This window comes from Sphingomonas sp. BL-S-29, from assembly GCF_055521495.1.
Genome location: NZ_CM145482.1, coordinates 3864745 through 3891515, shown reverse-complemented (window position 1 = coordinate 3891515; position 26771 = coordinate 3864745). Strand labels below are relative to the sequence as shown.

Below are 26771 nucleotides of genomic sequence, written 5' to 3'. Positions count from 1 at the left end.
GCCGGGGTCCAGTTGGGGGCGAGATTTGGCTGGGCGGATTCACCCTTTCCCGTTCGGCCCCGGACTTGATCCGGGGTTGTCGAAGCCCTGCTCTTCCCTTCCGCGGAAGAAAGAACAGCCCTTCGACAAGCTCAGGGCGAACGGGGAGGGGGCACGCGAAAACCCCCTAGAATTTGGTCCGCACCCCGACCCGGAACCGCCGCCCGAGCGGGTCGTACAGGTCGAACCGCCCGCCAAGCCCCGGCGCCGAATATTGCACCGTCGCCGGGATGACCGGAATGTCGATCGGGTCCCGGTCGAACAGATTGTCGATCCCCAGGGTCAGCTTGAACGACCGGCTGCCGACATTGACGGTCACCATGCCGGTCAGGTCGAACGTCGCGTAGCTCGGCACTGAATTGTCATCCACATCGACGCCGCTCACCCAGTTGTTCTGGAGCTTCGCCGCGCCCAGGATGTGCGCGTTGAGCGCCAGCGAGTACGGCCCCTGCTCGTACATCGTGGTGATATTGGCCCGAAGCTTCGGCTCGCCCGGGTTGAGATCGCCGATCTGCCCCGCGAAATTGGTCACGTTGCCCAGCGCGTCGACCTGGCGGAAGACGGGCACGTAATTCGCCAGCGCGCGCAGCTCGAACCGGCCGGCGCCCACGGCGTGCCGGTAATCCACCTCGAAGTCCCACCCTTGCGTCCTGAGGCTCGCGGCGTTGATCGGCACCGTGTCGATCGAGGTGATCGCCTGGGTGCTGTCGCGGTGGATATATTGGCAATATTGGTCCTGCCCGCTGAAGCAATATTGCAGCTCCTGCGCCGCGCTGATCGAGGTGATCGCGCCCTTCAGCGAGATCCGGTAATAGTCGACCGACAGCGTGAGACCCCTGAGGAAGCTCGGGCTGTAGATCACCCCGGCGGTCAGCGTGCTGCCCTGTTCCGGCCGCAGCGCGGGGTTGCCGCGCGCATTGGTATATTGCGGATAGGTCTTCTGCGTGAACGGGTCGAGCACCGGCTGCTGCGTCAGGATGCCACCCGAGAACAGGTCGTTCAGCGTCGGCGCGCGGATGTCGCGGGAGATGGTGCCGCGCACGCGCAGGCCGTCGGCCAGCTGGTCGGACAGCCCGACCTTCCACGTCACCACATTGCCGCTGGTGCTGTAATCGGTCAGCCGCACTGCGCCGTTGAATTCCAGCTTCTGCGCCAGCGGCAGGTCCCTGAGCAGCGGGATCACCGTCTCGAAAAACCCTTCCTTCACGTCCCGCTGGCCGGAAAAGGGCTGGAAATTCTGCACCGCATATTGCCGCGCCAGCGCCAGCGCGTCCTGCGTGGAGGAGGCCTTGTTCTTGATGTAATCGCCGCCGAACGCGATCGAGACGTCGCCGGCGGGCAGGCTGAACAGCGTGCCGGTCGCGTCGAACGAGGCCACGTCGAGCTGCACGTTCGAGCGCTGATACGCCGTGCCGTGGGTATAGGCGATCGCGGCGGGCGAGGCGACGCCGACCCCGAACACGTTGAGCGGCGCGCAGCCATTGTTCGGGTTGGTCAGCGTGGAGCGGCAGACGATCGCGCCCGTCGCCGGGTTGCGCACCGCGTCCACCGCCTCGATGAATTTGGCGATGATCGTGTCGTTATAGGCATAGAGCTTCGCGGTGACGTCGCCATGCGTGTAATAGCCATGCCATTTCCAGCTGTCGCCGATCGTGCCGTTCAGGCCGACCACGCCCCGCCACACGTCGCGCGTGTTGTGCGATGTCGGGGGGCCGAAATCGACCGTGTCCTTGCCCAGGTTGAAGCCGGTCTGTCCCTGCGCGAGCAGCCGCGACCGGATCGTCGGGTCGAGATAGGCATTGTCCACGCTGATCGGCAGATTCCCCTGCCGCAGATAATAGAGATAGCCATTCTCGTTGTAATTGGACTTGCCGTAGAACCCCTCGACATAGGCCGTGATGTTGGGCGTGATCTCGTAATCGACATGCGCAAAGGCATTCGCATAGTTCAGCGCGGTTGAAATCGCGCGGTTCTGCCCGACGGTGTTGTCGATATCCCCGCCATATTGCACCAGGCCGGACTGGGTCCCGAAATTATATGGCACCGGTGTGCCGCTCGGCCCGACGAACTGGATTCCCCTGAGCGGACCCGAGGTGATGACGCCCCCCGGCGACACGTTGGACGGCGCGGTGCCGCTGACGGTGATTTGCCGGGGCTGGCCGTTGGTCGCGGTATAGGCCGGGTTGTTCACCACCGCCCGGCTGCGGAAGAAGCTGCGATCCTTCAGGTCGACGCCGCGCGGCGTGTTGGCATAGTCGAACTCGGCGACGACATGCCCCTTGCCGTCCGCGAAACTCGTTCCCGCGGTGACGGTCGCCTTGACATAGCCACTGTCCCCCCGCTCCGTCACGCCGCTGTCGATATTGACGCCGAGCCCCTGATAGTCGCGGTCGAGCACGAAGTTCACCACGCCGGCGACCGCGTCCGATCCCCAGGCGGCGGAGGCGCCGCCCGTCACCACCTCGACTCGCTTGATCAGGTTGAGCGGCAGGGTGACGGTGTCCACCCCGCCCGTCGTGGTCGCCTCGACCACGCGGCGATTGTCGAGCAGCACCAGCGTGCGCGTCACGCCCAGGTTGCGCAGATTGACGAATTCGATGCCGCCGCCCGCGACGTTGATCGCCGGGTTCTTGGCGGAGGTGGTGCCGCCGAAGGACGGCATCTTGTTGAGATAATCGGCGATCGTCACCGGCGCCTGCCGCCCGATCTCCGCCTGGCCCAGCACGGTGACGGGGGTCGGCTGCTGGAAGCCGTTATTGGCGATGCGCGATCCGGTGACGACGATGTCCCGATCGGCGCTGTCCCTGTCACCGCTGTCGCTGGGCTCCTGGCTCGGCGCAGGAGGCGCCGTCTGCGCCGCCGCCGCGGACATCCATGCCAGAGACGCAACACTGCCCAACAGAATTGACCGGATCATTCCGACATCCCCCCATGAATACGCACTTATCGGCGCTATGGTCGGATCATGAACCCGGGCAGGGCGGAATGCAATACTCGTTCTCGCGTGAGTGAGTGTTTTTTCTGGGGGTAGAAGGCGATCGGTGTGAGGGCGCGTCGCATCACCCCTTAGCGTCACCCCGGACTAGTTCCGGGGTCCATCGGGCCGCGTCCGCTGCGTCTTGTCGTTCGAGAAAACGGCGCGGCGAATCTAGGTAGGGTCCCACCCACTGCACCCCCGCCTTGGCCTGTGCGTGGTCGAGGACCAGCAAAATCCCTCCCATGAGGCGGGCGATCGCATTTGGAACGGTGCGAGGTGGAAAGTCGCGGAAGAAAGGGTTCACGCGGAGGCGCGAAGGCGCAAAGATGTTTGAACGCGGTCGAGCGAACCGCGTATCTCGGACAGGCTATCGAAAGTCTGATGACCTACCTTCACCCGTTCGTGCCGAGTGAGACCGAGTAGCGCCGTAGGCGCGTATCGAGGGCTCATATCGAGGCACTGTTCCGGGCGCACGTCTCTCGATACGCCCTCTCGATACGCCGCTGCGCGGCACCTCGATCCCTACTCAGGACGAACCGGGTGCTGGTGGCTCCGATGTAATGCAAGCTACTCTAAAACTCCGCGCCTCCGCGTCTCCGCGTGAACCATCTTTCCTCTTCGCCAGGCCCGAACCAAACGCGGTGCGCTCATAGGCGATTGCCCCGCCTATGAGGGCAGGCTGGACCAAGGCGCCGTGCTCAATCCCGTGCGCGCTGCTCCGTCACCATGATCGCGGTCTCGACCATGCAATTGTCGACAAAGTCGTTGAGGAACACCAGCAGGTGATCCGGCGACAGCCGCTTGGCGGCATGCTCGCGCAGCCAGGGATTGGTCGCCGTATCCATCACCGGCTTGGTCGCGAGCAGGGGCGAGGAGGCGTCGCTCGACGTGACGACCGAGGCCGCGACGACCGCACCGATCTTGGTCGCCGTCGCCTGCATCTGCATCACGACATGGTTGGCACCCGCCGGCATGTCGCGCCTCATGCCCTCAAACGCCTTGATGATCGGGGCGGGCGTCAACGTGGCATAGGCCCCGCTCCAGCTATTGTAGAAGCGCGACCCGTTCTCGATCTCGTTTGCGAAGATCAGGCGGGTATTGTCGCGGATCAGCGCATCGTAGCTCCTGGCGAGATCGGCGGACCTGCCGATGGCGATCCGCGGGGCCGGGTTGACCCTGTCGATCGCGGTAGTGAGCGCGTCCCGCACGGCCTGGGCAGTCGGCGCCATCGCATCGGCGGCGAAGCCCTGGGTGTTCGGGTTGACCACCACGATCTCGCCGGGATTGGCCTCGAGCCAGCGCAGCACGTCCACCAGGAAATCCACATAGGGATATCCGGGGACCAGTCCGTGCTGGTGGTAGAGCGTGTTCCCGAAAAAGGGGCGGATCGCGGGATGCATCCAGCCGGGGCGAAAATCGAAATAGCGGGTACCGATGTCCAGCTGCGTGCGGATATTGTCCTTCTGCGTCATCGCGAGATTGGCGATGGCGCGCGGCCCGAGCGCGGCGGCGGCCACGCCCATCGCCGCGCCGAGCGCGAGCACGAACGCGGGATTGTGCACTACCTTCCGTACCGCGCGCATGTCGAACATGCCGGCATCATGGGAACCGGGCAATGCGAACCGGGCGAAGGGCCCGCGCGCGACGCGCGGATTGCGCTTCGCGAGATCGCCCATCCAGCGGCGCTGATCGCGCGTCGCATAGACGTAGAACTGATGCTGGTTGGTCATCCCCGAGATCACGCCCGCTCCCGCGTCGTAGAGGCCCCAGCACACGGTCGGATTGCCGATCCGCGGCGGCGAGTTGAACATATTGTGCATCGTGCCGGTGTAGAGGTTGCCGTCGAGCGAGCTGATGTTCTGCCAATGCCTGATCATCTCCTTGCCGCGATCGGTCGTGACCCATTCGAGCCTGCCGGTATAGTTGAGCGGATCGGGGATGTTGCCCGACTGGACGTGGAAGTTGTTGTGCTTGAAATTCGCCTCGGGGCCGTGTGAGCGATGAACCTTCGGCACGGCCAGATCGGTGCGGAGATCTTCCGAAGCCGAATAAAGATAATAATCGATACCCTTCGCGACCATGATCTTATCCTCTCGCCAGGGCAGATTGTTTCGCACACGAAATTGGAATCGGGAAGTCGATCCCACGGTTATCGAGGATTGTTTAGAAGGCGAAACAGCGCTCTTGGCTGGGGCCGGGAATGGGGCGACAGCGCCTTTAATTACTCGGCCAGGCGCTGCCGCTCCGCCTTGCCTGCTGGGTTGAATGTAGCCGTTATCCTGTCACCGTTATCCTGATGGACGGCCGAGAGCTGACCCTGCCCACCAACGTGCCCGTCCTGTTCCACCTCCAGCGCCGGCGCGACGAAGTCCACCGCGTCGCGATCGGCGCCCACCGGGCAAAACGCGCCAAGGCCATCGGCGCAAGCCCGCTGGATGAGGTCCCGGTCATCGGCCCGGCGCGGAAAAGGCGCTGCTGATGCATTTCGGCACGGGCCAGGCGGTGCGCAATGCGAGCTTGGAGGATTTGCAAAAGGCGCCGGGGGTCTCGGCGCTGGTGGCGCGGCAGGTTTATGATTTTTATCACGGGCGGTAGGGGAGGGGGCGGCGCTTTCCCGGCGAGCCATCCTAGCCTTCTGATGCCGACAAAGACCCTTCGCTAGGAGAGGCAGGTAACGACCTAAGCCTGCTTCGTCCCGATCGTGGGAAAATTCAGCGATAGCATTGCCAACCGTTCAGCGAGCGCCACCGCACTGTGGCATAGCGCTTGGTAGGCGATTGCGGGCTGATCTCCGTTTGCGCTGCTGCGCGCTCGACACCATCATCGCCAGCATTTATATACGCTGGGCCGACTGCGACCCCAATCTCCTCGCCGGGGTATTTGATCGTCGACCATGCCTTCATGGCGAGGCTGCTCACGACGACAAACCTAGCTTCGGCACCAGCCGCCAGATCGCGCACTCGGCGCGCCGGCCAACGGTTGAGCGCCGTGCCGCTATCCAGGATCGGCACCAACACCCAGTCTGGCCGGAACTCGGAGATTAGCTGAGCAACCACGCCCATCATTAGATCTTGGCAGATCAGCACGAGGCAACGGCCAAGGCCATCGAGATCGGCAATGACGATATCATCGGACCAAGAAATCCGCTCCATGAGCTCCTTGGCGTCTCCGCGGCCAGCGATGTCGAGGCTATCGGCGACATCGTGATGCATCGCATAGGCAGCCACCTTGCGGTGCGCCCACAGACGCGCGCCATTTCCATTTAGCAAGGTCGCCTCGTTAAAAGGATAGCAGCTTTCGGTTTGGTCGGTGGGAACAAGTCCTGAGCCGGCGAGGACTAGCCGTGGCCGCACGCCTGGAAGGCTCGACAGGAAGTCAGCGACCTCCTCGATATCGGTCCGATCGACCGTGAGCTCGGGCGCGAGGATGATATCACTGTCTGCGCAGGCCTCGACCGCAATGCGTAGTAGCGCCGCCGGCGCGAATGTCTTGCCCTTGACGACGTCGATGAAGGTGGTCGCTTCGTCCTTGGTAACGCTGGCGAGGAGATCCTCGCCCATTTCCGCGAGCGGCACAAAGGTCACTTTCTCGCTGCCCGCGCGGTCACGTCGAGCCGGGACGCCGCGGTCGGCGGAATGGTCCACCACCTTCAGCGAGAGATTTAGCCGACGGCCATCCTCGACAAAGGCGGTAAGATCGATAACCTTTACGCTAGTGAACTGATCGACCAGTACAAAGCTAGCCTCCTCGCGGGGAACCTTGGGGCTTCGAGCGAAGGGGCCACGCGCGATAAGCGAGAGAGCCTCGTCAGCGGCGTACGCTCCGGTAAGAGTTCTGCGCTCCCGCGCATCTTCAAGCCAGGCCGGCAGCGCCGCCGCGCTCGAGGCGACCAGCGGACTCCGAGGATGAACGGTGAGAAGCGCCGTGTCGATTTCCCGCATCGCGGCGAGTGCTAAGCCCGCGCGCAATCGGCGCGCCTGGAAGTTCGTCGCCTCGTCCCAGATCGCAACGAGCGCCTCGCAGATAGCCTCCACCGATGCGACGCCGTCGCAACACTGGAGCGCGGCGTCGAGGTCGGGCTTCAGGGAAGCGGGCGCGGCGCGTGCATAAGCAAGCCGATCCGCTCCCATTCCGCGAACATAGCGCCATAAGGCGAGGAACAAATGCGCGGGATCGCTTTCCCCATGCCAGTCGCGCGGGTGCGTCATCGCGGCTCGCTGGAAATCCTGGCGCGCGTCTTTTCAAGACGCTCGCGAAGCCCCTCAATCGCTTTTTCCGGTGCGCCGGCATTGGCGAGCGCTTCGCACAGCGAAATATAGGCCGCGCGCATGCGCCGTGGGCCGCGTTCGCCATCCTGCGTACCGCGCGGCAAACGCGATTGCGCGCGCGCGAAGCGCTGCAGTTGTTGTTCGGCCGCAACAACGCAGTCCAGCAAGACATCGCGTCGGCGCCGTGGCGCAATGTTGCCAAGCGCTGCGATGAGCTGCTCGAGCAGCTCGACGAACCGTGCCGCAGTTTCGTAGGTGGGGGGCAGCGGACGCACAGGACGGCCAAACTCGGATGCCCCGCCAATTACGACATTAAGGAACTCAAACGCCCGCCGGTCCGGATCGCTGGCGGCGAGGACCGCCTTGGTCGCGGATTCGAACCGATCAATCGAGCGGAGTACGATCGGCCGCCAGTGCTTGACAGCGAGTAGCACGCGATCGGCTTTCTCCTCGGCATTCTGTGTCAGCTCGGCTAAGCCTAATTGGGCTTGCGCCATCAGCACGGGCGAGCGGTCAGAATTGGCGGACTCGTTCAGCTCGAGCACTCGTGTCCATTGCTCGACCGCCTGCTCGCGATTCCCGATCCGCGCGAAGATTTGCGCGCGCATCGCAGCAATCTCGGAATAGCTGTTAGAGAGCGCGGCGAACTCCTCCGCCTGAGGCGGCCCGGCAAGCCCGTCTAGCAGCCGTTCGGCCTCGTTGAGCAACCGCTGAGCTTTGGGCCGGCTACGCGCGTCCTCCAACGCTCGCGCCGCATCCAGTATCCGCAGGGATGCGCGCCGCACTAGGATCGCTGCGACCTGTGGTCCTTCGGCGAGAATCTTGTCGCGATCGATTCTCGCCTGCGTAATAAACGCAGAGGTGCTCCCCGAGCTCCCATCCTCAAAGTCGTCGATTGCATTGACAAGTTGCAAGCGCCAGTCGCCATCACCGACCTCGTGCAGTTGGCGCAGTAGCAACAACGCCTTTTCGCCTAGCGCTTGGGTCTGGGCTTCATAATCGCCATCCCAATACCAGTCACGGCTTTCAAACGCGGCATTTACCAGCGCCCCGACATATTCGGTATCAAGCTCGCGGGTCGGATCCGCATCAAGCGCGCCGTCGAGGAATCGATCGATTTCCTCGATACCACGATCGGGATCTGCGGTTTCAAGCGACGTTAAATAATCTGGCGTCGTCATACGCGGCTGCAACCGCCGCCGCACCGCCTCTATCCACGCTTGGTCGACCTTAGGAAGTTCGAGATCATCGCCAGCAAGTTCTTGCGTCATGCGCAGATATTCGAAGGTCATCGGGTCGGCCGTGGTACTTGTCGCGGCAAACGGGGCGAGCGTCTCGTAGAAGGGGATATTCGGCGCCGCCGCGATCGCGAGCTTCGCCATGTCTTCCTCGATATCAGCTTGGCGCAAGCCGGCGTTGCGCATCTCGCGCTGCGCCCGGGCGCGCGCGTCCGCCTCTTCGGTTGGGCGGTCCTTGGCGACCCGCATGGGCGAGAGGCGGATCGCGACGGCCTCGCCACGGGCGCTGCGGATGGAGGCGGCGATGTCGGCCACGCCCTCGGTGTTCTGGCGGTTGAGCACGAAGCACAGCACCACTTCGTCGGGAAGCTGCATCGTGCAGATGCCGGCGACATCGGCTAAGCCAGTGCGACTGTCGACAAGGACCAAGTCATAGTTGCGCTTAGCCCATTTGCGTAGCGCCTCGAGCATCGCACCACCGGCGAAGTCCGAGAAGAAGCTGGGCCAATGAAACGTCGAAAGCGCCTCGGCATAGGGGACCAAATCCTCCCCGCCAATTTGTGCGCTTCCAGCGCCGATGATGTCGAGCTTGGCGCCGGCGGGCAGGCGTTCGGCGGGGAGTAGTGGGCAAGCGCACGCCGCAAATGGCTTTCCTGAATTGAAAGCGCGAAAGGTGCGCGAGACTGCAGCAGTCGAGGTGGCGTCAAGCAGCGTATCGCGCCATTCGACGAACAGGTCGAGTACGCCACGCGCCTTGCGGATGTCGCCAGCTGCTTGGTGCTCGGTGATACCGCGAAAATAGACGGCGAGCCCCGGGGCTTCGAGATCCCAGTCCATAAGCAGTACACGCTTGCCGGCCATAGCTGCAATAAAACCGACATTGGCAACCGCCATCGTTCGACCAACACCACCTTTATAAGAGAAGAATGTGGAGATCTTGCCGTTGCGGGTACCCTGCCGCGTCATCACGCCACCTTGCGGGGGGAGATAATCGGCAAGACGTTGCTGCGCGCTACGAAATGCGCGGCCTTCTTCATGTGGTCTTCAAGGCCGTCCCGCTTGTTTTCGATCGTCTCCTTGACCCGCGGCGTCTTGACGGACTGCACGACCTCCTCCGCTACAGTTGCGAGGCCCAGTTGCCCGACCATTGCACGGGCCGCTGGTGTGAGCATGTTGACAACGACATTGCCCTGTTTCTTCGATACAACGATGCCGAGCGCGCGCAACGCTCCCAGCTTGCGGCTAACTGTTTCGGTGCGCTCCCCGACCGCTGCGTGCAGCGCCGTGACGTTGAGCGGCTCATCATGGAGAGCTCGGATGAGCGGAAGATATCGGGCATCGCGCACGTGCTCGACAAAGCGACCATCGGCCCGGGTATCGGCGACACGGGCGGCTAGGAGCTGCGCAAATGCGACCTTGCCCAACGCATAGCCGGCGACCAGATCAGCCTCACCCTCGCCACGCGAGGCGGCGCGCACCGCGCGCGATGAATTGGCGATCAGTTCGCGATATAAGGCTTCGATCGTGGTCGCCGCCTCGTCGATCCGTAGAGTCTCGGGCGCTTCGATCGCCGTGCGCAGCCGGTCAGCGATGGCGGCGAAGATCGCCGGAGAGAGATGCCCGTCCCGAGCAAACTCGCCGAGCGCCGCGTCGATCGCCGGCCAATTTGATTTCTTCTTGATGGCTGGTCCCTTCACAAACCGACTCTAATCATCTGGAATGCTACGATCAAGTAGCGATCAATAACAAAAAATTGCGTTTCACCATGCATGGTTCCGGCAGTTGGTGGGATTCGGAGGATGTAAACGCTCATCGCTGCCGTCCAGTTGAAAGGAGTCCGATACACCCGAACGACGACCTTTCTCCATCCTGGACGGCGGCGCGGCTCCGCCTCCGCCTCCGCCGCCGCTACATCCGCAGCGTCGTCGCTCGATTCATCTGCCGTTCCACCATGTCGCTCCGTCGCTCTGGACCGTCCCATCCCATCAAGACCAGATTCTGGAAAACATTTGAATCAAGCAGGGACGATTTCGTCGCATCAAGGCGCTTTCAGGCATCTTGGGCGGCGAACCGAAATAGCGTTTGCAGTTGCGCTGGACCTGCCGCAGCGACAGGCCGGTCAGGTCGATCAGGTTGTTGATGTCGGGCGCGGCGGCATCGGCGAGCCATTCGTTCCCTTCGACGATCGGGGACCTATAATTAACGGCGCCCGTCGTTCGCGCATTGCTGAATCACTTCCGCACTCTAACAGGGTGCCCTAGTGACTTGGGCGTTAATAGTAGGGGTACGGCTTGAGTGGCGATCAATCGGCGACAGCGACCTGCCGTGTCCGACCTGACAGGTGTCCCGCATTATACCGGATCGATCGATGCGCGCGTGCCGGCAGAGAGCGTAGTGCTCTCTCATTTCATGCCCGAGATCGGAAAGTGGGTGGCCGCCTCTCATGCATCGGACGGCCGCATTTTCCTTGGCCATGCTGATACGGAGCCGCTCGCCCGAAGAGCTGCCGGATTAAAGACGCTCCACCACCTCCAACAACGCGCTGAAGGAAATTTGCCAGACCTGAGCGCAGCGGATGTCGAAGCTGCTCGCGTAGAATTGATCCGGGAACTTGAGGTACTGACGGACGCGGTGACTGCCCATAACGGTGAGTTCCCTGCGACGTACGGGCGTGAGGTCCTACTTGTGGAACTCAATGCCGCACGGGAACTTCTTCTCGCTAAGGCGGAGAAGGGGCTGCTGGCGAGGTGGGTAGCGCCACCGATCCTGTTCCTCACTGGGGCATTCGCAGAAGGAATCGTGGGCGCTTATGCAGAAAAGGCTCTGGACGCCCTAACTAAACTGCTGGCGAGCTAAGATCTCCGGCGCCAGTCAATTAATTGAGATAACGCCGGCTCCCCCGCTCACGCCAGCCCGGGCCAGTGCGAAGAGGTGCGGTATTCCCGACGCCGCACGAAATTACCCCACCCCGCGCCACCTCAAGTAATCACCCCACTACGCCGGATCGGGTTCCCCCGCTCCAGCGCAATCCGCTTCGCAATCTCCCGGTTCAGCTCCGTCGGATTCTCCGCAAAGGCCCGCGGCGTCATCCCCGTGAAATGCTTGATCTCCCGCGTCACATGCGACTGGTCGTAGAACCCGTCGACCAGCAGCTCGTCCAGCTCGGGGTCGCGATGCATCATCGCCACCGCCGCGCGCAGCGCCCGGTATTTGCGCGCCAGCACCTTGGGCGGCGACCCGAAATAGCGTTTGCAGCCGCGCTGGACCTGCCGCAACGACAGGCCGGTCAGCGCGACCAGATCGTTGATGTCGGGCGCGATGGCGCTGGCCAGCCATGCGTTCACCTTGCCCACGAATGCCTGATATCCCGGTTTCTGCCGCGTCATCAGCGTGACCAGCATCTCCTCCAGGATCGCGACGCGCGCATCGAAATCCGGCGTGGCGCGCAGTTTCTCGTACACCTCGGTCACGATGGGGCCGAACAGGTCCTTCGCATCGAACAGCCGGTTCGCGGCCGCCGAGGCGTCCATCGGCACCAGCGCCGCCCAGCCAAGCGGCATCAGCCCGACGCCGATCGCCTCGGCCGCGCCGTCGCAGCTCAGGCTCGAGGATCCGGTGGTGGGGCCCAGCACATAGATGTCCGGCATCGCCTGCTCGGTGCCGTCGATAAAGCGATAGCGCGCGTTGTCGCCGCGGAGGATGAAGCGGAACTGCGCATAATCGGCGCGGTCGACTCCCTCGAAACGATCGTCGTCCTGCTGAAAATGGTAGAAAAACGAGAAATGATCGGCCAGCCGGGCAGGGGGCTGGCGGAAATCCATCTTCAGGTTCGACATAGATGTTGCTCAGTCGATGAAGTTTCTTGCGCCATTCCGCTAGGCGAGTCCGGCTTACTTCACAAATGTTTCGGGAAGGGCGGCGATAATGGCGCCGCAGCGCATGAGCTCCCGCCTGCGCCTCGCCTTCAAGGCCCTGCCTGGCCCCGGGGACGCGAGGTCGATTCAATAGTCTCGCCAGCGATGCCAGCGTCACCGCCGAGGAGGACCGTCGCATGAAGCCGCCATTGCCGCCCATCGAAGCCGCGCTGCACTATGCCCGATCGTCCCGCGCCGTCATGGCGGCCCCGCGCACCGGCGCCATCCCGCCGAAACACGGCGCGCGCAAGACACCATCCCAATTCATGTACCTCACGTCCAGCGCCGCGCGACCACCGCGAGTCCCTGCGACCGGTTCTCATAAATCGGTAACTATAGGGGGCCTACTCGATCCGGGTTCTGCGCGCCGAGGACTGCCAAATTTCCCGCGTGCCGCGCCGGCGCACCGGCTCTTCTGCCGCTTGTCTTGCGCCATCACGCAGGCATCCGGAAAAATCGGGGTCGACGTGTCCTGGCATAATAGGTGTTTTACTGCCGCCTTTCCGGCCGCACCGCCCGCTTTTACTGTCGCTGTTCTTGAGCCACAGGGAAGGGCGCCATCGTCCCCCGTCGTTCAGGCGGCGCTCTTCGTGCTTCCCGCCATCGGCCAGTCGCACAGGCCCCGCCGCTCCCCGGCGACGAGCCGCCCGGCACCGAATCCCCGCGCCAAAAATCCTTTTCGCCCCCGCTTGTCGCCTCGGCGCGCTGCGCTAGAGTCGGGGGGCACAAGGGGTAATATCATGGTTCGGCCTATCTTCTTCGCCACGCTGCTCGCAGCCGGCTCCGTCGCGCACGCGGGCGACAAGCCGCTTTACGCCCCGCTGCCGGATTGGGTGAAGCCCGCGCCGCCGATCGACCCGGCCGCCGTGAAGGACGATTCCCCCGTCTATCTGATCCTCGACAATCAGCAGCGGCTGAAGGACGGGCAGGTCACGGCCTATGTCGAAACCGCGGCGCGCGTCGGCTCTACCCAGATCCTGGATTCGCTCGGCACGGTGAAGCTGCAATGGTCGCCGGACAAGGGCGACCTGATCGTCCACCGCGCGGAGATCATCCGCGGTACCGAGCATATCGATCTGCTCGCCGCCGGGGAGCGTTTCTCGGTGCTGCGCCGCGAGGAGCAGCTCGAGCAGCGCATGCTGAGCGGCACCCTGACCGCGACCATGGCGGTCGAGGGCCTGCGCGTCGGCGACGTGCTGCACCTGAGCTATTCGATCACCGAGAAGGACGCGACGCTCAAGGGCAATGTCCAGGCCTTCGCCCTGCTCCCCACCGAGCCGCTGCGCATCCAGTTCGCCCGCAGCCGGCTGATCTGGCCGCAGGACGTCGACATCCACTGGAAGGCCAATATCGGCGCCGCCCAGCCCGTGCTGACCACCGCCGGCGGCTATCAAGAGCTGACCATAGCGCTGCCGTTGGCGAAGCAGGCCGAGATGCCCGCCGACGCGCCCGCGCGCTTCCGCCGCCCGCCGATGCTCGAGGCGACCAGCTTCGACAGCTGGAACACCATCTCGAAGGTGATGGCGCCGCTTTACGCGACGGACGGCCTCGTCGTGGCGGGCAGCCCGCTCGCCGCCGAGATCGCGAAGATCAAGGCCGCCGAGACCGATCCGCTCAAGCGCACCGCGCTCGCGCTCCAGCTGGTGCAGGGCAAGGTGCGCTATCTGTTCAAGGGCATGGATGGCGGCAATTACGTGCCCCAGACGCCGACCCAGACCTGGAACCTGCGTTATGGCGACTGCAAGGCCAAGACGCTGTTGCTGCTGACGATCCTGCACGAGCTCGGCATCGAGGCGGAGCCAGTGCTGGCGAGCAGCCAGCTCGGCGACCTGTTGCAGGATCGCCTGCCGACCCCCGGCGCCTTCGACCATGTCTTTGTCCGCGCGACCGTGGCGGGCGAGGCCTTGTGGCTCGACGGCACCGATGGCGGCGCGCGGCTGGAGGATCTGCATGACGCGCCGCCCTTCCGCTTCGTCCTGCCGGTGCGCGTGGCGGGCTCGGGGCTGATCCCGGTGCCGCTCCGGCCCGGCGCCCGGCCCGAGCTGCGCGCCGAGATCGAGCTCGACGAGACCGCCGGGGTCAATTTCCCCGCGCCGTTCCGCGCCGCGATCACGGTGCGCGGCCAGCTCGCCGAGCTGTTCCGCGCCGGCTCGCTCCAGGCGAGCAAGGACCAGCTGACCGAGATGGCCGGCAAGATGATCGGGCCCTATCTCGACAATCCCACCGTCATGTCGCGCAGCATCAGCTTCGACGATGCCGCCGGCACCGCGACGCTCAACGCGGCAGGCGTCGCCTATCCCGACTGGGACAAGGAGAATGAACGCTATCGCGACGCGCTCGATCGCGCCGTCACCCAGCTCAATTTCCAGCCCGACCGGACTCGCCCGGCCTGGCGCGACATCCCGGTCGCGACCGAGGATCCCCATCATTTCGTGATCCGCACGAAGATCCGCCTGCCCGATGGCGGCACCGGCTTCACGCTCGAAGGCAACCAGACGCTGTCCGCGACGCTGGCCGGCAACAAGCTGCAGCGCACCACGACCCTGGCCAATGGCTGGGTCACCACCGAGGACGATCTGATGTCGACCGGCGCGGAGATCGCGGTCGCCGACATAGGCGCCGAGCGCCAGCGGCTCGATCAGGCGAAGCAGCATCTGCTGCGCGTCGTCGCCCCCGCCAATTATGCCGCGCCCTGGCAGATCGTCGCCGAGGGCAAGAAGGCCAAGCGCTTCGATCCGATCCTCGCCCAGTACAGGCAGGGCATCGCCGACGAGCCCGACAAGGCCGAGCCCTATCGCAACCGCGCCTGGTTCCTGGAGCGCATCTATGATCGCGGCGCGGCGATCGAGGACCTGACCCGCGCCATCGCGATCGATCCCAGCGTCGATTTCTATCTCTGGCGCGCGCGCCTCTACGAAGCGACCGGCGACAAGACCAAGGCGCTCGACGACGTCACCGCGGCGCGCAAGGTCGATCCGGCGTCGGGTGCTGCGATCAACCAGCTCGCCTCCCTGCTCGCCGACAATGGCAAGAAGGATCAGGCACTGACCCTGCTCGATCAGCGCATCGACGAGGGCGGCAAGGACAAGCCCAATTTCATGGCCGCCAAGGCCGAAATCCTGGGCGATTCCGGCGACAAGGACGGCGCCATCGCCACGATCGACGCCGCCATCGCTTCGACCCCGGGCAGCCCGGTGCTGCTCAACGCGCGCTGCTGGGTGAAGGGCACGCTCAACGTCATGCTCGATACCGCGCTTAAGGACTGCACCAAGGCGATCGAGCTGAGCGACTCGCCTGAATCGATCCTGGACAGCCGGGCGATGGTCTATTTCCGCATGAACCGCTTCGAGGATGCGCTGAGCGATCTCAACGCCGCGCTCGATCTCGAACCGGGCCTGCCCGCCAGCATGTATATGCGCGGCGTGGTGCGCAAGCGCATGGGCGATGCCAAGGCGAGCGAGGGCGATCTCGCCGCCGCGCGCATGATGACGCCGCAGATCGACCGCACCTATGCCAAATACGGCATCGTGCCGTGATTTCGTCCTCCCCTGACCGGCCCCGGGCGACTACAGCGCTGCGATGCACCTGCGCGCCGAAGCCCTGGTCCTCGCGATCCGCCAGCATGGCGAGCACGGCGCGATCGTCCGCGCGCTCACCGCGGCGCACGGCCTGCAGGCGGGTTATGTCCGCGGCGGCCGCTCGCGCGCCATTCGCCCCATCCTGCAGCCGGCGAACCTCATCCTGGGCGAATGGCGCGCCCGCACCGAGGATCAGCTCGCCGGCCTCACGGTCGAGCTCATCCGCAGCCGCGCGCCGCTCTTCGCCGAGCCGCTGCCGGCCGCCGCGCTCGAATGGGTGACGGCGTTGACCGCGACGGCCTTGCCCGAGGCGCAGCCCTATCCGCGCCTCCACGCGGCGCTGGGCGGGGTGATCGGCGCGATCGAGGCGGCGCCCGCCGCGCGCGGCTGGGCGGTCGCGCTCGCCCGCTACGAGCTGCTGCTCCTCGCCGAGCTCGGCTATGGGCTCGAACCCGATGATCTGCCCGACATCCTGCGCACCGGCGGCGAGGCGGCCTGGCCCGACATCCTCACCGCGCTGCGCGTCACCGGGGAGGCGCTGGAGAGCGATGTCCTGACCGATCGCCGCGCCGAGACCCTCGCGGCGCGCGCGCGGCTGATCGACCGGTTGAAAAGGGCGGTTGCGTGAGTCCCCGCGCCTGAGGCAAGGGCGCTCGCGCCGAAGCATCGGTCGCTACCCGACACGAACGGAACTATTGGAGGACGTCTGAATGCCCTTGATCGCGATCCTGCCCGGAGACGGCATCGGCCCCGAAGTCACCGCGGAGGCACGTCGCGTGCTGGAGACGCTCGATCTCGGCCTGTCGTTCGAGGAAGGGCTGGTCGGCGGCATCGCCTATCACACCACCGGCCATCCGCTCCCGCCCGGGACGCTCGACCTCGCGAAGCGCGCCGACGCCATCCTGTTCGGCTCGGTCGGCGATCCGACCTGCGACAATCTCGAACGCGGCCTGCGCCCGGAACAGGCGATCCTCGGCCTGCGCAAGGAACTGACGCTGTTCGCCAATCTGCGCCCCGCCAAGCTCTTTCCGGGGCTCGAGGACGCGTCCTCGCTCCGCCCGGAGATCGCCCGCCGGATCGACCTGTTGATCCTGCGCGAGCTCAACGGCGACGTCTATTTCGGCGAAAAGGCCATGCGCACCACGCCGACGGGGCTGCGCGAAGGCTATGACATCATGAGCTATGACGAGAGCGAGGTCTCGCGCATCGCCCATTCCGGTTTCCAGGCCGCCCAGCGCCGGCGCGGCAAGCTCTGCTCGATCGACAAGGCCAATGTGCTGGAAACGTCGCAATTGTGGCGGGATGTCGTGATCGAAACATCGGCGCAATATCCGGACGTCACGCTGACTCACATGTTGGTGGACAATGCGGCAATGCAGCTGGTGCGCGATCCGGGCCAGTTCGACGTGATCGTGACGGGCAATCTGTTCGGCGATATCCTCTCCGATCTGGCGAGCATGTGTGTCGGCTCGATCGGCCTGCTGCCCTCCGCCGCGCTCGATGCGCAGGGCAAGGGCCTGTACGAGCCGATCCATGGCAGCGCGCCGGACATTGCCGGGCAGGGCAAGGCCAATCCGGCCGCGGCGATCCTCTCGGCGGCGATGATGCTGCGCTTCTCGCTGAACCTGCCCGAGCCCGCCGACCGGATCGAGGCCGCCGTCGCCACGGCTTTGGCGAACGGCGCGCGCACCGCCGATCTCGGCGGCACGCTGTCGACCCGCGGCATGGCCGACGCGGTGCTGGCGGCGCTTGCATGACCGGTCCGTTGCTCGATCTCGCGATCGTCATCCCGACCTTCAACGAGGCGGGCAACGTGCCGCTGCTCATCGCCAGGCTCGACGCCGCGCTCCGGGGGCGCGAGTGGGAGGCGATCTTCGTCGACGACAACAGTCCGGACGGCACGGCGGGCGTCGCGCGCCAGATCGCGCGGCTCGACCGGCGCGTCCGCGTAATCCAGCGGATCGGCCGGCGCGGGCTTTCCTCGGCCTGTATCGAGGGCATGTCGGCCACCGCCGCGCCGATCGTCGCGGTGATCGACGGCGACATGCAGCATGACGAGACGATCCTGCCGGCCATGCTCGACCGGCTGCTGCAGGACGAAACCCTCGATCTCGTCATCGGCTCGCGCTTCGTCGAGGGTGGCGGCACCGGCGACTGGGATCATGACCGGGTCGCCAAATCGGCCTTCGCCACGAAGCTCTCGCGCCAGGTGTTGAAGGCCGATCTCAACGATCCGATGAGCGGCTTCTTCATGATCCGCACGCAGATCGTGCGCGAGGCGTCACCGCATCTGTCGGCGATCGGCTTCAAGATCCTGCTCGACATCATGACCGCCAATCCGCGGCCGCTGAAGTTCGTCGAGCTGCCCTATACCTTCCGCCTGCGCACCGAGGGCGAGAGCAAGCTCGATCACGTCGTCGCGATGGAATATCTGATCGCGATCTACGACCGCATGTTCGGGCGGGTCGTGCCGGTGCGCTTCGCCATGTTCGCGGCGATCGGGGCTCTTGGCGCGGGCGTGCATTTCCTCGTGCTCGGGCCGTTGTTCAAGGAACTGCATGTCGGCTTCCTGGTGTCGACGATCATCGCTACCAGCGTGGCGATGACCTTCAACTTCTTCCTCAACAACGCGCTGACCTATCGCGACAGCCGCCTGAAGGGCGCCAAGCAGCTGTTCGAGGGCTGGGTGTCGTTCTGCGCGGTCTGCTCGGTCGGCGCGATCGCCAATGTCGGCGTCGCGGCCTTCCTCTACGACGCGCGGTCGGATACCTGGGCCTTCTCCGCGCTGGCCGGTATCCTGGTCGGCGCGGTGTGGAACTATGCGCTGTCCTCGCGCTTCACCTGGGGGCGCTATTGACCGGGGTTCAGGGCCATGTCGGGAACCACATCCAGTAGCGGAAATCCTGCGGATCACTCAACGGCATCGCTGCGATGATCGGGTAGAAATAGACGAACAGGCAAAAGGCGAGCAGGAGAAAACCCTCATCCCAATGCGCATAACGCCCTTTGCCGAACCGGTCGAACGCAGCAGCCAGCGGCAGCGCCAGGAAGATGCTCGACAGGTAATAATAATAGAAGAAACCCAAGGACTTGGGGATGATGGCCCATATCGCGTAAGACGCGATCCACAGCGCCGCGACGGCCAGCATCCTCGCAGATCCGTCGCGCTGCCATGCGTAAAGGCAGGCGCCCACGGCAATCAGGCCGCCCCACAGGATCGCCGGGTTGCCGACCAGCAGGATGCCGCGCATCGCCCCGTCGACCGACTCGTACAGATACCAGATCGGCCGGATCATCAGCGGCCAGGTCGGCCAGCTGGACTGATAGGTGTGCGGTGGCAGGACCTGGGTCTGCGAGGCGTACATCTGCATCTGGAACTTGATGAAGCCGTCGGCCGTCAGGGGGAACTGGGCGTAGAAGAAGGCCGGGAGGAAGGTGAGGCTGTAGACCGCGACGCTCACCACACCGAGCGCGAACAGCGCGGGCACCACGGGCAGGCCGGGCCAATAGGTCTGGTCGCCCGGATTGAGCGCGGCATAGATCGATCGCCTGCGCGCGCGGGCGTCGCGCAGCCGGATCGCGACAAGCGCGACCGCCGCATAGGCGATATAGGGTACCGCCGCCCATTTGGTGCCTACCGCCAGGCCGAGCAGCACCGATCCGAGGATCCAGCGCGGCCAGGTCTTTCCGGGTGGTGCCCGCATCGCCCAGAGCAGGGCGGCGATGCCGGTGACGACGAACGCGGCCATGAAGCCGTCCAGCATCCCGATCCGCGCCTGGATGAACACGGTGATGTTGAGCAGTACGAACAGCGCGCCCATCGTCGCCGTGCGTACCCGGCCGAACAGCATCCACAGGATCGCGAAGATGCCGAGCACCACCGCGGTCGCCGCATAGGTCGACATGATCCGCCAGCCCAGGCTGTTGTCGCCGAAGATCATCATGCCGAGCGCGATCAGCTCCTTGCCCAGCAAGGGATGTTCGATATTCGACGGGCCGCTCAACTGCATTAGGACGCGAGCGGCCGCGACATAATGCGTTTCGTCGAACACCAGCTTGTGCGGCGTGGTGAGTCGGAAGCTGAACAGCAACTGCGCGACGAGGCCGATGATCGCGGCGGCGCGGTACGGGCGGGGCTGCGACTCGGCGGTCATTACCGTGCCATTCCCACTTCGGCAGCGTCCTTTCAAGAGTCGCCCATTGACGCAGGGCAATCCGTCCCGGCAAAGCGTCCCGCATGAAACGCCGTACCGGACAAGACCGCTCGATCACCAGCAACTGGCGCCCCGCCACCCAGGCCGTGCGCGGCGGGACCGCGCGCTCCGAATGGGGCGAGACGTCGGAAGCGCTGTTCCTGACCTCGGGCTATGCCTATGACTGCGCCGGCGACGCCGCGGCGCGCTTCGCGGGCGAACAGGTCGGCATGACCTATTCGCGCCTTCAGAACCCCACGGTGCAGATGCTGGAGGAGCGCATCGCGCTGCTCGAAGGCGCCGAGGCGTGCCGGTCGATGACGACCGGCATGGCAGCGATGACCGCGGTGCTGCTCTGCCAGCTCCAGACCGGCGACCATATCGTCGCGGGTCGCGCCGCGTTCGGCTCGTGCCGCTGGCTCACCGACACCTTGCTGCCGAAGTTCGGCATCGGGGTAACCATTGTCGACGCACGCGATCCGCAGCAATTCGCCGACGCGGTCCGGGCCGAGACCAAGGTCTTCTTCTTCGAAACGCCGGCCAATCCGACGATGGACGTCGTCGACCTGAAGGCCGTCTGCGACATTGCCCGCGCGCACGGCATCGTCAGCGTCGTCGACAATGCCTTCGCCACGCCCGCGCTGCAGCGGCCGATGGAGTTCGGCGCGGACGTCACCGCCTATTCGGCGACCAAGATGATGGACGGGCAGGGCCGTGTGCTTGCCGGCGCCGTCTGCGGGAGCGAGGATTTCATCAACAACACGCTGCTGCCCTTCACCCGCAATACCGGCCCGACGCTCAGCGCGTTCAATGCCTGGGTGGTGCTGAAGGGGCTGGAGACGCTCGACCTGCGCATCCGCCGCCAGAGCGAGAACAGCCTGAAGGTGGGGCAATTCCTGGAGGCACGGGTGCCGCGCATCCTGCATCCCGGATTGCCGAGCCATCCGCAGCACAATCTCGCCATGGCGCAGATGGACGCATGCGGCCCGATCTTCGCGTTCGAGGTCGAGGGGCGTGAACAGGCGCACGGCCTGCTCGATGCGCTCAGCCTGGTGGATATCTCGAACAATATCGGCGACTCGCGCTCGCTGATGACTCATCCTGCCTCGACCACTCATTCGGGCGTGGCCGAGGAAAAGAGGCTGGAGATGGGCGTCACCGAAGGCATGCTGCGCCTCAATGTCGGCCTGGAGGATCCGCTGGACGTGATCGAGGATCTCGATGGCGCGCTGCGGGCGGTGGGGCTGTGAAGGCACTTTTTCCCAATGTCGCGGAGACGCGCGGCGTGATCGTGCGCGTCTCGGTCAGTTATCTGCCCGAGCAATCGGAGCCCGGCCGCGGCCGCTGGTTCTGGGCCTATCATGTCCGGCTGGAGAATGAGGGGCCGATGGCGGTGCAACTGCTGACCCGCCACTGGATCATCACGGACGGCCGCGGCGCGCGCCACACCGTCGAGGGCGAGGGTGTGGTCGGCGAGCAGCCGCTGATCGCGCCGGGCGGCAGCTTCGACTATGTCTCGGGTTGCCCGCTGGCGACGCCGACCGGATCGATGCAGGGCAGCTATCACATGATCGGCGAGGACGGATCGGCGTTCGAGGTCGATATCCCCAAATTCGCGCTCCTCGCGCCGGCGGTGGGCGCGTGAAGCGGACTCATCTTCCCCTCAACGGCCTGCGCGTGCTCGACGCCGCCGCGCGGCATCTGTCCTTCACCCGCGCCGCGGACGAGCTCGCGGTCACACCGGCGGCGGTCGGCCAGCAGATCCGCGCGCTGGAGGACACGCTCGGCGTCGTCCTGTTCCGCCGCACCACCAAGGGCCTGGAACTCACGCCCGAGGGTGAGGCGGGCCTTGCCGCGCTCCGCCACGGCTTCCTCCAGTTCGAGGAAGCCGTCCGCGCCATGCAGGCCGGGCAGACCTCCAAGTCGCTGACCATCGCCGCCCCGCGCGACCTGACCGAGAAATGGCTGATGCCGCGCCTCGCCGAGATCGCACGCGCCGATGGCGAGCTGCGCTTCGTGCTGGTCTCCGCCGACGATGACGTCGACTTCACCGAGGCGAACCTCGATCTGGCGATCCGCTGGGGCGATGGACCTGGCGAGCATGAGGGCGAAGCGCTCGAATCCGAGGGCATGGTCACGATCGAGCGGCCCGGTGGCGGCATCGATACGCGCATCTCCTGGCCGGGCTGTCTCAACGACCCCGACGTCTCGCTCGTGCGAGTCGGCGATGCCGGCCTCGCAATCGATGCGGCGGCGCAGGGGCTCGGCCGGGCGACCGTGCCCGAACTGCTGGCTGCCGCGGACCTCGCCTCGGGTCGGGTGGTTATTATCGGCGATGCCCGGCCATCCGCGCTCGGCTACTGGATCGTCGCGCCCCTGCCGCAATGGCGCCAGAAGAAGGTGCGCTCGCTGGTCGATGCGCTGACGGCGTGAGCGAGACGTTCTCGAGCGACCATCTGGCGATGCGCCCGCAAGGCGTCGGGGACGCCGAGGCGCTGCACGAGGCCTATCGCGACGAGACAGTCATGCGATACTGGTCCAGCGCGCCGCACGCCGATCTGGAAGAGACGCGCGCCTATCTCGCGCCGCGCGGTGCCAAACCCGACTGGCGCGGCTGGACGATCACCCTGGCCGGGACCGGCGAGGCGATCGGCACGCTCGCTGCCGGCGCCAGGCGTGCCGGGGTCAGCGAGATTGGCTATATGATCCTGCGTCGCCACTGGGGCCATGGCTATGCGCGCGAAGCCGTCAGCCGGCTGCTCGACCTGCTGTTCCTGGAGGAAGGGCATCGCCGGGTAATGGCTGACACCGATCCGGACAATGCCGCTTCTAACGGATTGCTGACCCGGCTCGGCTTCACCTTGGAAGGGCGCCTGCGCGGCGAATGGGAAACGCATATCGGCGTCCGCGACAGCTTCATCTGGGGCATGCTCGCCGAGGAGTGGACAAACAGATGAGCAAGCCCGACCTGACCGACCCTGTTCAGCGCGCCGCCTATCGGCGCGAGTTGCGGAATGTCGCCAGTCCGTTGCGCTACACCGGCGTGGCCTTTGCACTGCTAGGCGCGCTGCTGGCCATCGCCCGCAGCAAATGGGCGCCGCAGATGCCGTCGGCCATCCCGATGGCGGCGCTCGCGCTGGGCGTGCTCAACATGCTCGCGGCGATAGCGCTGCGCACGCGCTATCATCAGCAACGCATGAAGGACTGATCGCGCATCGCCCACGGGCGAGGCCGGACGAGCTGGATTGGGGGCTAGCGGGCAGTGACGCCGGTTACGCGCAGTCCCGCGATCTGGTGTGGCGCGGCGGGGTCCAGCGCAATCTGCATCGTCGCGATTCCGCGTTCGAAGCCGATCAGCAGCGTTCCACTCAGCGGCGTGACCGGGGTCAGCTTCTCGACGCCCGTCACCGGGCCCGAGGCGGCGACGAGTTGTGCGGTCACCGTATCGAACTGGTCCTTGGGCACGGCGGTCCGGAAGGCGGCTGTGAATACCGCGTCATAGTCGCCCTTGCCGCCGAGGATCGCGACCACATCCTTTGCACGGGCCTCGAGCGCGGGATCTGCGACGACCGCGGTTGCCGGCGGCACGGTCTGCGCGGCGGCAGGGGCCATGGTCAGGAGAAGGGCGATGGCGAGCGCGCGGTGCATTGGCGGATCCTAACTGTGTCGCCGGACTGTTACGCCCGATCCAGCTCGATACAAAGGGAGGACTGCCTGGATCAGGCGTCGATCGCATCCTCGTCCATGCGCGCGGCATTTTCCTGGATGAAGGCGAAGCGGTGCGCCGGGTTGTTGCCCATCAGCCGGTCGACCAGATCCTTCACCACCGCGCGCTCCTCATATTCCTGGGGCAGGGTGATGCGGAGCATGCCGCGGGTCTTGGGATCCATCGTGGTTTCGCGGAGCTGCATCGGGTTCATCTCGCCAAGGCCCTTGAAGCGCGCGACATCGACCTTCTTGCCCTTGAACTCGTTCGCCTCGATCGACGCGCGGTGGGCGTCGTCCATCGCGTAGAGGCTCTTCGTGCCGGCGGTCAGGCGGTAGAGCGGCGGCTGGGCGAGATAGAGATGCCCGCGACGGACCAGTTCCGGCATCTCCTGGAAGAAAAAGGTCATCAACAGGGTCGCGATATGCGCCCCGTCCACATCGGCGTCGGTCATGATGACGATGCGCTCATAGCGCAGATTGTCGGGAATGCAGTCCTTGCGCGTGCCGCAGCCCAGCGCCTGGATCAGGTCGGCGATTTCCTGATTGGCGAGGATCTTGGCCGAGGTGGCGGAGGCGACGTTCAGGATCTTGCCGCGGATCGGCAGGATCGCCTGGGTCTTGCGGTCGCGCGCCTGCTTGGCCGAACCGCCGGCCGAATCGCCCTCGACGATGAAAATCTCGGTGCCCGTCGGATCGTCGGCGGAGCAGTCGGTAAGCTTTCCCGGAAGTCGCAGTTTGCGCGCCGAGGTCGCGGTCTTGCGCTTGACCTCGCGCTCCTGCTTGCGACGCAGGCGCTCGTCCATCCGCTCCAGCACATAACCGAGCAGCGCCTTGCCGCGCTCCATATTGTTGCCGAGGAAATGATCGAAATGGTCGCGCATCGCCTTTTCGACGAGCAGGGCGGCTTCGGGCGAGGTCAGCCGGTCCTTGGTCTGGCTCTGGAATTGCGGATCGCGGATGAAGACCGAGAGCATCAGCTCACTGCCGGTCATCACGTCCTCGGCCGCGATCTCCTTGGCCTTCTTCTGTCCGACCAGCTCGCCGAAGCCGCGAATGCCCTTCACCAGCGCCGCGCGCAGGCCCGCCTCGTGCGTGCCGCCATCGGGAGTCGGGATGGTGTTACAGTACCAGCTATAGCTGCCGTCACTCCACAACGGCCAGGCGACTGCCCATTCGACGCGGCCCTTGCCCTCTGCGAATTCCTGGCTGCCGGTGAAGAAATCCGCGGTCGCGCATTCGCGCCCGTTGATCTGCTCGCGCAGATGATCGGCCAGGCCGCCGGGAAACTGGAACACGGCCTCGGGCGGGGTATCGTCGCCGATCAGCTCCGGCGCGCACTTCCAGCGGATCTCGACGCCGGCGAAGAGATAGGCCTTGGAGCGGGCGAGCTTGTAGAGCCGAGCCGGCTTGAAGTGGAGTTCGGGCCCGAAGATCTGCTCGTCGGGCACGAAGCTGACCGAGGTGCCGCGCCGGTTGGGCGTGCCGCCCAGCGATTCGAGCGGGCCGAGCGTGATGCCGCGCGAGAAACGCTGGCGGTACAGCTCCTTGTTCCGCGCGACCTCGATAACCGTGTCCGACGAGAGCGCGTTGACCACGCTGACGCCGACGCCGTGGAGGCCGCCTGCCGTGCTGTACGCCTTGCCCTCGAACTTGCCGCCGGAATGCAGCATCGACATGATCACTTCGAGCGCCGACTTGTCCGGGAATTTCGGATGCGGATCGACCGGCATGCCGCGGCCATTGTCGACGATGGTCAGCCGGTTGCCGGGCTCGAGCGTGACCTCGATCCGCGTCGCATGGCCCGCGACCGCCTCGTCCATGGCATTGTCGAGCACCTCCGCGGCGAGATGATGCAGCGCGCGTTCGTCAGTGCCGCCGACATACATGCCGGGCCGCCGCCGGACGGGCTCGAGCCCCTCCAGCACCTCGATCGAGGAGGCGTTGTAATCGGCGGTTGCTTTGGATGAGGAAGCGAAAAGGTCTTCGGCCATGGAAGAGCTATAGGGTCCGGTGAGTCAGGAGCGCAAGAATCCTTCTCCCGCCGGGAGAAGGGTGGTCCTGTCCCCTCTCCCACGAGAGGAGAGGGTTTGAATCAGCGGACCCGCGGGCCGCCGAAGGGCAGGGGCGGCGGCGGGCGGCGATCGCGGCGCGGAAGCTGCGCCTGATAGGCATGGCCGCAATGCGCGACGCAATAAGGGAAGCCCGGGTTCACCTTGTCGCCGCAGAAATGGAAGTCGGGCTCACCGGGATGGCCGAGCGGCCATTTGCAGATCTTGTCATTGAGATCGAGCAGCGTGGTCTTGCCCGCCATGTCGGCCGACGGCTTGGCCGGCACGAGGCGGCGTGGCGGGGCCGGGGTGATCGGCGCCTGCTGCTCGCCCGGTGCCTGGCGGAGGAAGCCGCCGGGGCCCACCGAGCGCATGATCGGCTGCGGCGCAGCGGGCGCCGCGACGACGGGCGCATCGGTGTCGCCGTCGTCGTCCTCATCCTCTTCGTCGATCTCGACCTTGGCGGCGATCGGCGCGGGGGCGGGGGCCGGCTGAGGCGCGCGCTCGGGCGCCTTGGGCGGCGCCGGCTTGGCCTGCGGCGCGGCGGCGGCGGTCGCTGCAGCCGCGGTCGCCTTGTCGGGCTCGTTCGGCTTCACCGGCGAGGGGCGTGACTGCAGGCCAAGGCGATGCGCCTTGCCGATCACGGCGTTGCGGCTGACGCCACCCAGTTCTTCCGCAATCTGGCTGGCGGTCTGGCCAGCTTCCCACATCTTCCTCAGCGTATCGATTCGCTCGTCGGTCCAGGCCATCTTTATTCCTCAAATCGCATTGCCGGGTTGCGGGCGGCGGCGGCAGCTATTAGCGCGTC

The 26771-nt window shown here is 65.4% G+C and carries 20 protein-coding genes and 1 pseudogene; 11 read left to right on the top strand and 10 right to left on the bottom strand.

The annotated features are described in order from the left end of the window. Positions 1–166: 166 nt before the first annotated feature. Together ACZ1I2_RS18375 and ACZ1I2_RS18370 are read right to left on the bottom strand one after the other, a co-directional pair. Positions 167–2956, bottom strand: a complete 2790-nt coding sequence (locus ACZ1I2_RS18375) for a TonB-dependent receptor domain-containing protein (protein WP_465176280.1) — start codon at positions 2954–2956, stop codon at positions 167–169. 758 nt (positions 2957–3714) lie between these two features. Further along, complete coding sequence (locus tag ACZ1I2_RS18370) at positions 3715–5097, bottom strand: PI-PLC domain-containing protein (protein ID WP_465176281.1); 1383 nt, start codon at positions 5095–5097, stop codon at positions 3715–3717. A 212-nt stretch (positions 5098–5309) separates the two neighbouring features. Between ACZ1I2_RS18370 and ACZ1I2_RS18365 the strand changes: the two are divergent. Beyond that, positions 5310–5611 (top strand): annotated as a pseudogene (locus tag ACZ1I2_RS18365) (helix-hairpin-helix domain-containing protein); the annotation flags it as partial. Positions 5612–5727: 116 nt separating this feature from the next. On the opposite strand, the gene ACZ1I2_RS18360 reads toward ACZ1I2_RS18365, so the two are convergent. Genes ACZ1I2_RS18360 through ACZ1I2_RS18350 form a run of 3 tightly spaced genes read right to left on the bottom strand, consistent with a single transcriptional unit; the run spans position 5728 to position 10219 of the window. Further along, a complete protein-coding gene (locus tag ACZ1I2_RS18360; protein WP_465176282.1) occupies positions 5728–7224 on the bottom strand; it encodes a hypothetical protein in 1497 nt (498 codons plus the stop codon). Further along, positions 7221–9488, bottom strand: coding sequence for a KGGVGR-motif variant AAA ATPase (locus ACZ1I2_RS18355; RefSeq protein WP_465176283.1), 2268 nt, complete (start codon positions 9486–9488; stop codon positions 7221–7223). The genes ACZ1I2_RS18360 and ACZ1I2_RS18355 overlap by 4 nt, the downstream gene beginning before the upstream one ends. Then, positions 9488–10219 carry a helix-turn-helix domain-containing protein gene (locus tag ACZ1I2_RS18350; RefSeq protein ID WP_465176284.1) on the bottom strand — a complete coding sequence of 244 codons (732 nt, stop codon included), beginning with the start codon at positions 10217–10219 and terminating at the stop codon, positions 9488–9490. The genes ACZ1I2_RS18355 and ACZ1I2_RS18350 overlap by 1 nt, the downstream gene beginning before the upstream one ends. A 628-nt stretch (positions 10220–10847) precedes the next feature. Here ACZ1I2_RS18350 and ACZ1I2_RS18345 point away from each other — a divergent pair. Beyond that, positions 10848–11378 (top strand): hypothetical protein, encoded by a 531-nt coding sequence (locus ACZ1I2_RS18345; protein ID WP_465176285.1) that lies wholly within the window; start codon positions 10848–10850, stop codon positions 11376–11378. Between the two features lie 122 nt (positions 11379–11500). Here the strand turns inward: ACZ1I2_RS18345 and ACZ1I2_RS18340 are convergent, their stop codons facing one another. Further along, positions 11501–12358, bottom strand: coding sequence for a helix-turn-helix domain-containing protein (locus ACZ1I2_RS18340; RefSeq protein ID WP_465181495.1), 858 nt, complete (start codon positions 12356–12358; stop codon positions 11501–11503). A gap of 818 nt (positions 12359–13176) precedes the next feature. Here ACZ1I2_RS18340 and ACZ1I2_RS18335 point away from each other — a divergent pair. The 4 genes from ACZ1I2_RS18335 to ACZ1I2_RS18320 all read left to right on the top strand — a co-directional run bounded on the left by ACZ1I2_RS18335 (position 13177) and on the right by ACZ1I2_RS18320 (position 18871). After that, a complete protein-coding gene (locus tag ACZ1I2_RS18335) occupies positions 13177–15972 on the top strand; it encodes a DUF3857 domain-containing protein (RefSeq protein WP_465176287.1) in 2796 nt (931 codons plus the stop codon). Positions 15973–16015: 43 nt separating this feature from the next. Beyond that, entirely contained in the window at positions 16016–16642 is a 627-nt protein-coding gene (recO, locus tag ACZ1I2_RS18330; protein ID WP_465172746.1) for a DNA repair protein RecO, read from the top strand. Between the two features lie 82 nt (positions 16643–16724). Beyond that, complete coding sequence (gene leuB, locus ACZ1I2_RS18325) at positions 16725–17771, top strand: 3-isopropylmalate dehydrogenase (protein ID WP_465176288.1); 1047 nt, start codon at positions 16725–16727, stop codon at positions 17769–17771. Continuing rightward, complete coding sequence (locus ACZ1I2_RS18320; protein WP_465172748.1) at positions 17768–18871, top strand: glycosyltransferase family 2 protein; 1104 nt, start codon at positions 17768–17770, stop codon at positions 18869–18871. Before leuB ends, ACZ1I2_RS18320 begins: the two co-directional genes overlap by 4 nt. 7 nt (positions 18872–18878) lie before the next feature. Here the strand turns inward: ACZ1I2_RS18320 and ACZ1I2_RS18315 are convergent, their stop codons facing one another. After that, a complete protein-coding gene (locus ACZ1I2_RS18315) occupies positions 18879–20168 on the bottom strand; it encodes a phospholipid carrier-dependent glycosyltransferase (RefSeq protein ID WP_465176289.1) in 1290 nt (429 codons plus the stop codon). Between the two features lie 83 nt (positions 20169–20251). Between ACZ1I2_RS18315 and ACZ1I2_RS18310 the strand changes: the two genes are divergently transcribed. Genes ACZ1I2_RS18310 through ACZ1I2_RS18290 form a run of 5 tightly spaced genes read left to right on the top strand, consistent with a single transcriptional unit; the run spans position 20252 to position 23415 of the window. Continuing rightward, positions 20252–21457, top strand: coding sequence for a trans-sulfuration enzyme family protein (locus tag ACZ1I2_RS18310; RefSeq protein WP_465176290.1), 1206 nt, complete (start codon positions 20252–20254; stop codon positions 21455–21457). Next, positions 21454–21852 (top strand): Co2+/Mg2+ efflux protein ApaG, encoded by a 399-nt coding sequence (gene apaG / locus ACZ1I2_RS18305; protein ID WP_465172752.1) that lies wholly within the window; start codon positions 21454–21456, stop codon positions 21850–21852. The genes ACZ1I2_RS18310 and apaG overlap by 4 nt, the downstream gene beginning before the upstream one ends. Further along, positions 21849–22640, top strand: a complete 792-nt coding sequence (locus tag ACZ1I2_RS18300; RefSeq protein ID WP_465172753.1) for a LysR family transcriptional regulator — start codon at positions 21849–21851, stop codon at positions 22638–22640. Before apaG ends, ACZ1I2_RS18300 begins: the two co-directional genes overlap by 4 nt. After that, positions 22637–23164, top strand: coding sequence for a GNAT family N-acetyltransferase (locus tag ACZ1I2_RS18295; RefSeq protein WP_465176291.1), 528 nt, complete (start codon positions 22637–22639; stop codon positions 23162–23164). The genes ACZ1I2_RS18300 and ACZ1I2_RS18295 overlap by 4 nt, the downstream gene beginning before the upstream one ends. Then, positions 23161–23415 carry a hypothetical protein gene (locus ACZ1I2_RS18290; protein WP_465172755.1) on the top strand — a complete coding sequence of 85 codons (255 nt, stop codon included), beginning with the start codon at positions 23161–23163 and terminating at the stop codon, positions 23413–23415. The genes ACZ1I2_RS18295 and ACZ1I2_RS18290 overlap by 4 nt, the downstream gene beginning before the upstream one ends. A 44-nt stretch (positions 23416–23459) precedes the next feature. On the opposite strand, the gene ACZ1I2_RS18285 is transcribed toward ACZ1I2_RS18290, so the two are convergent. From ACZ1I2_RS18285 to ACZ1I2_RS18275, 3 genes are all read right to left on the bottom strand, one after another. Continuing rightward, on the bottom strand, positions 23460–23855 hold the full coding sequence (locus ACZ1I2_RS18285) for a hypothetical protein (protein ID WP_465176292.1): 396 nt from the start codon (positions 23853–23855) through the stop codon (positions 23460–23462). Positions 23856–23926: 71 nt separating this feature from the next. Continuing rightward, positions 23927–25906, bottom strand: coding sequence for a DNA topoisomerase IV subunit B (parE, locus tag ACZ1I2_RS18280; protein ID WP_465172757.1), 1980 nt, complete (start codon positions 25904–25906; stop codon positions 23927–23929). Positions 25907–26007: 101 nt separating this feature from the next. Next, entirely contained in the window at positions 26008–26712 is a 705-nt protein-coding gene (locus ACZ1I2_RS18275; RefSeq protein WP_465176293.1) for a GcrA family cell cycle regulator, read from the bottom strand. Between the last annotated feature and the right edge of the window lie 59 nt (positions 26713–26771).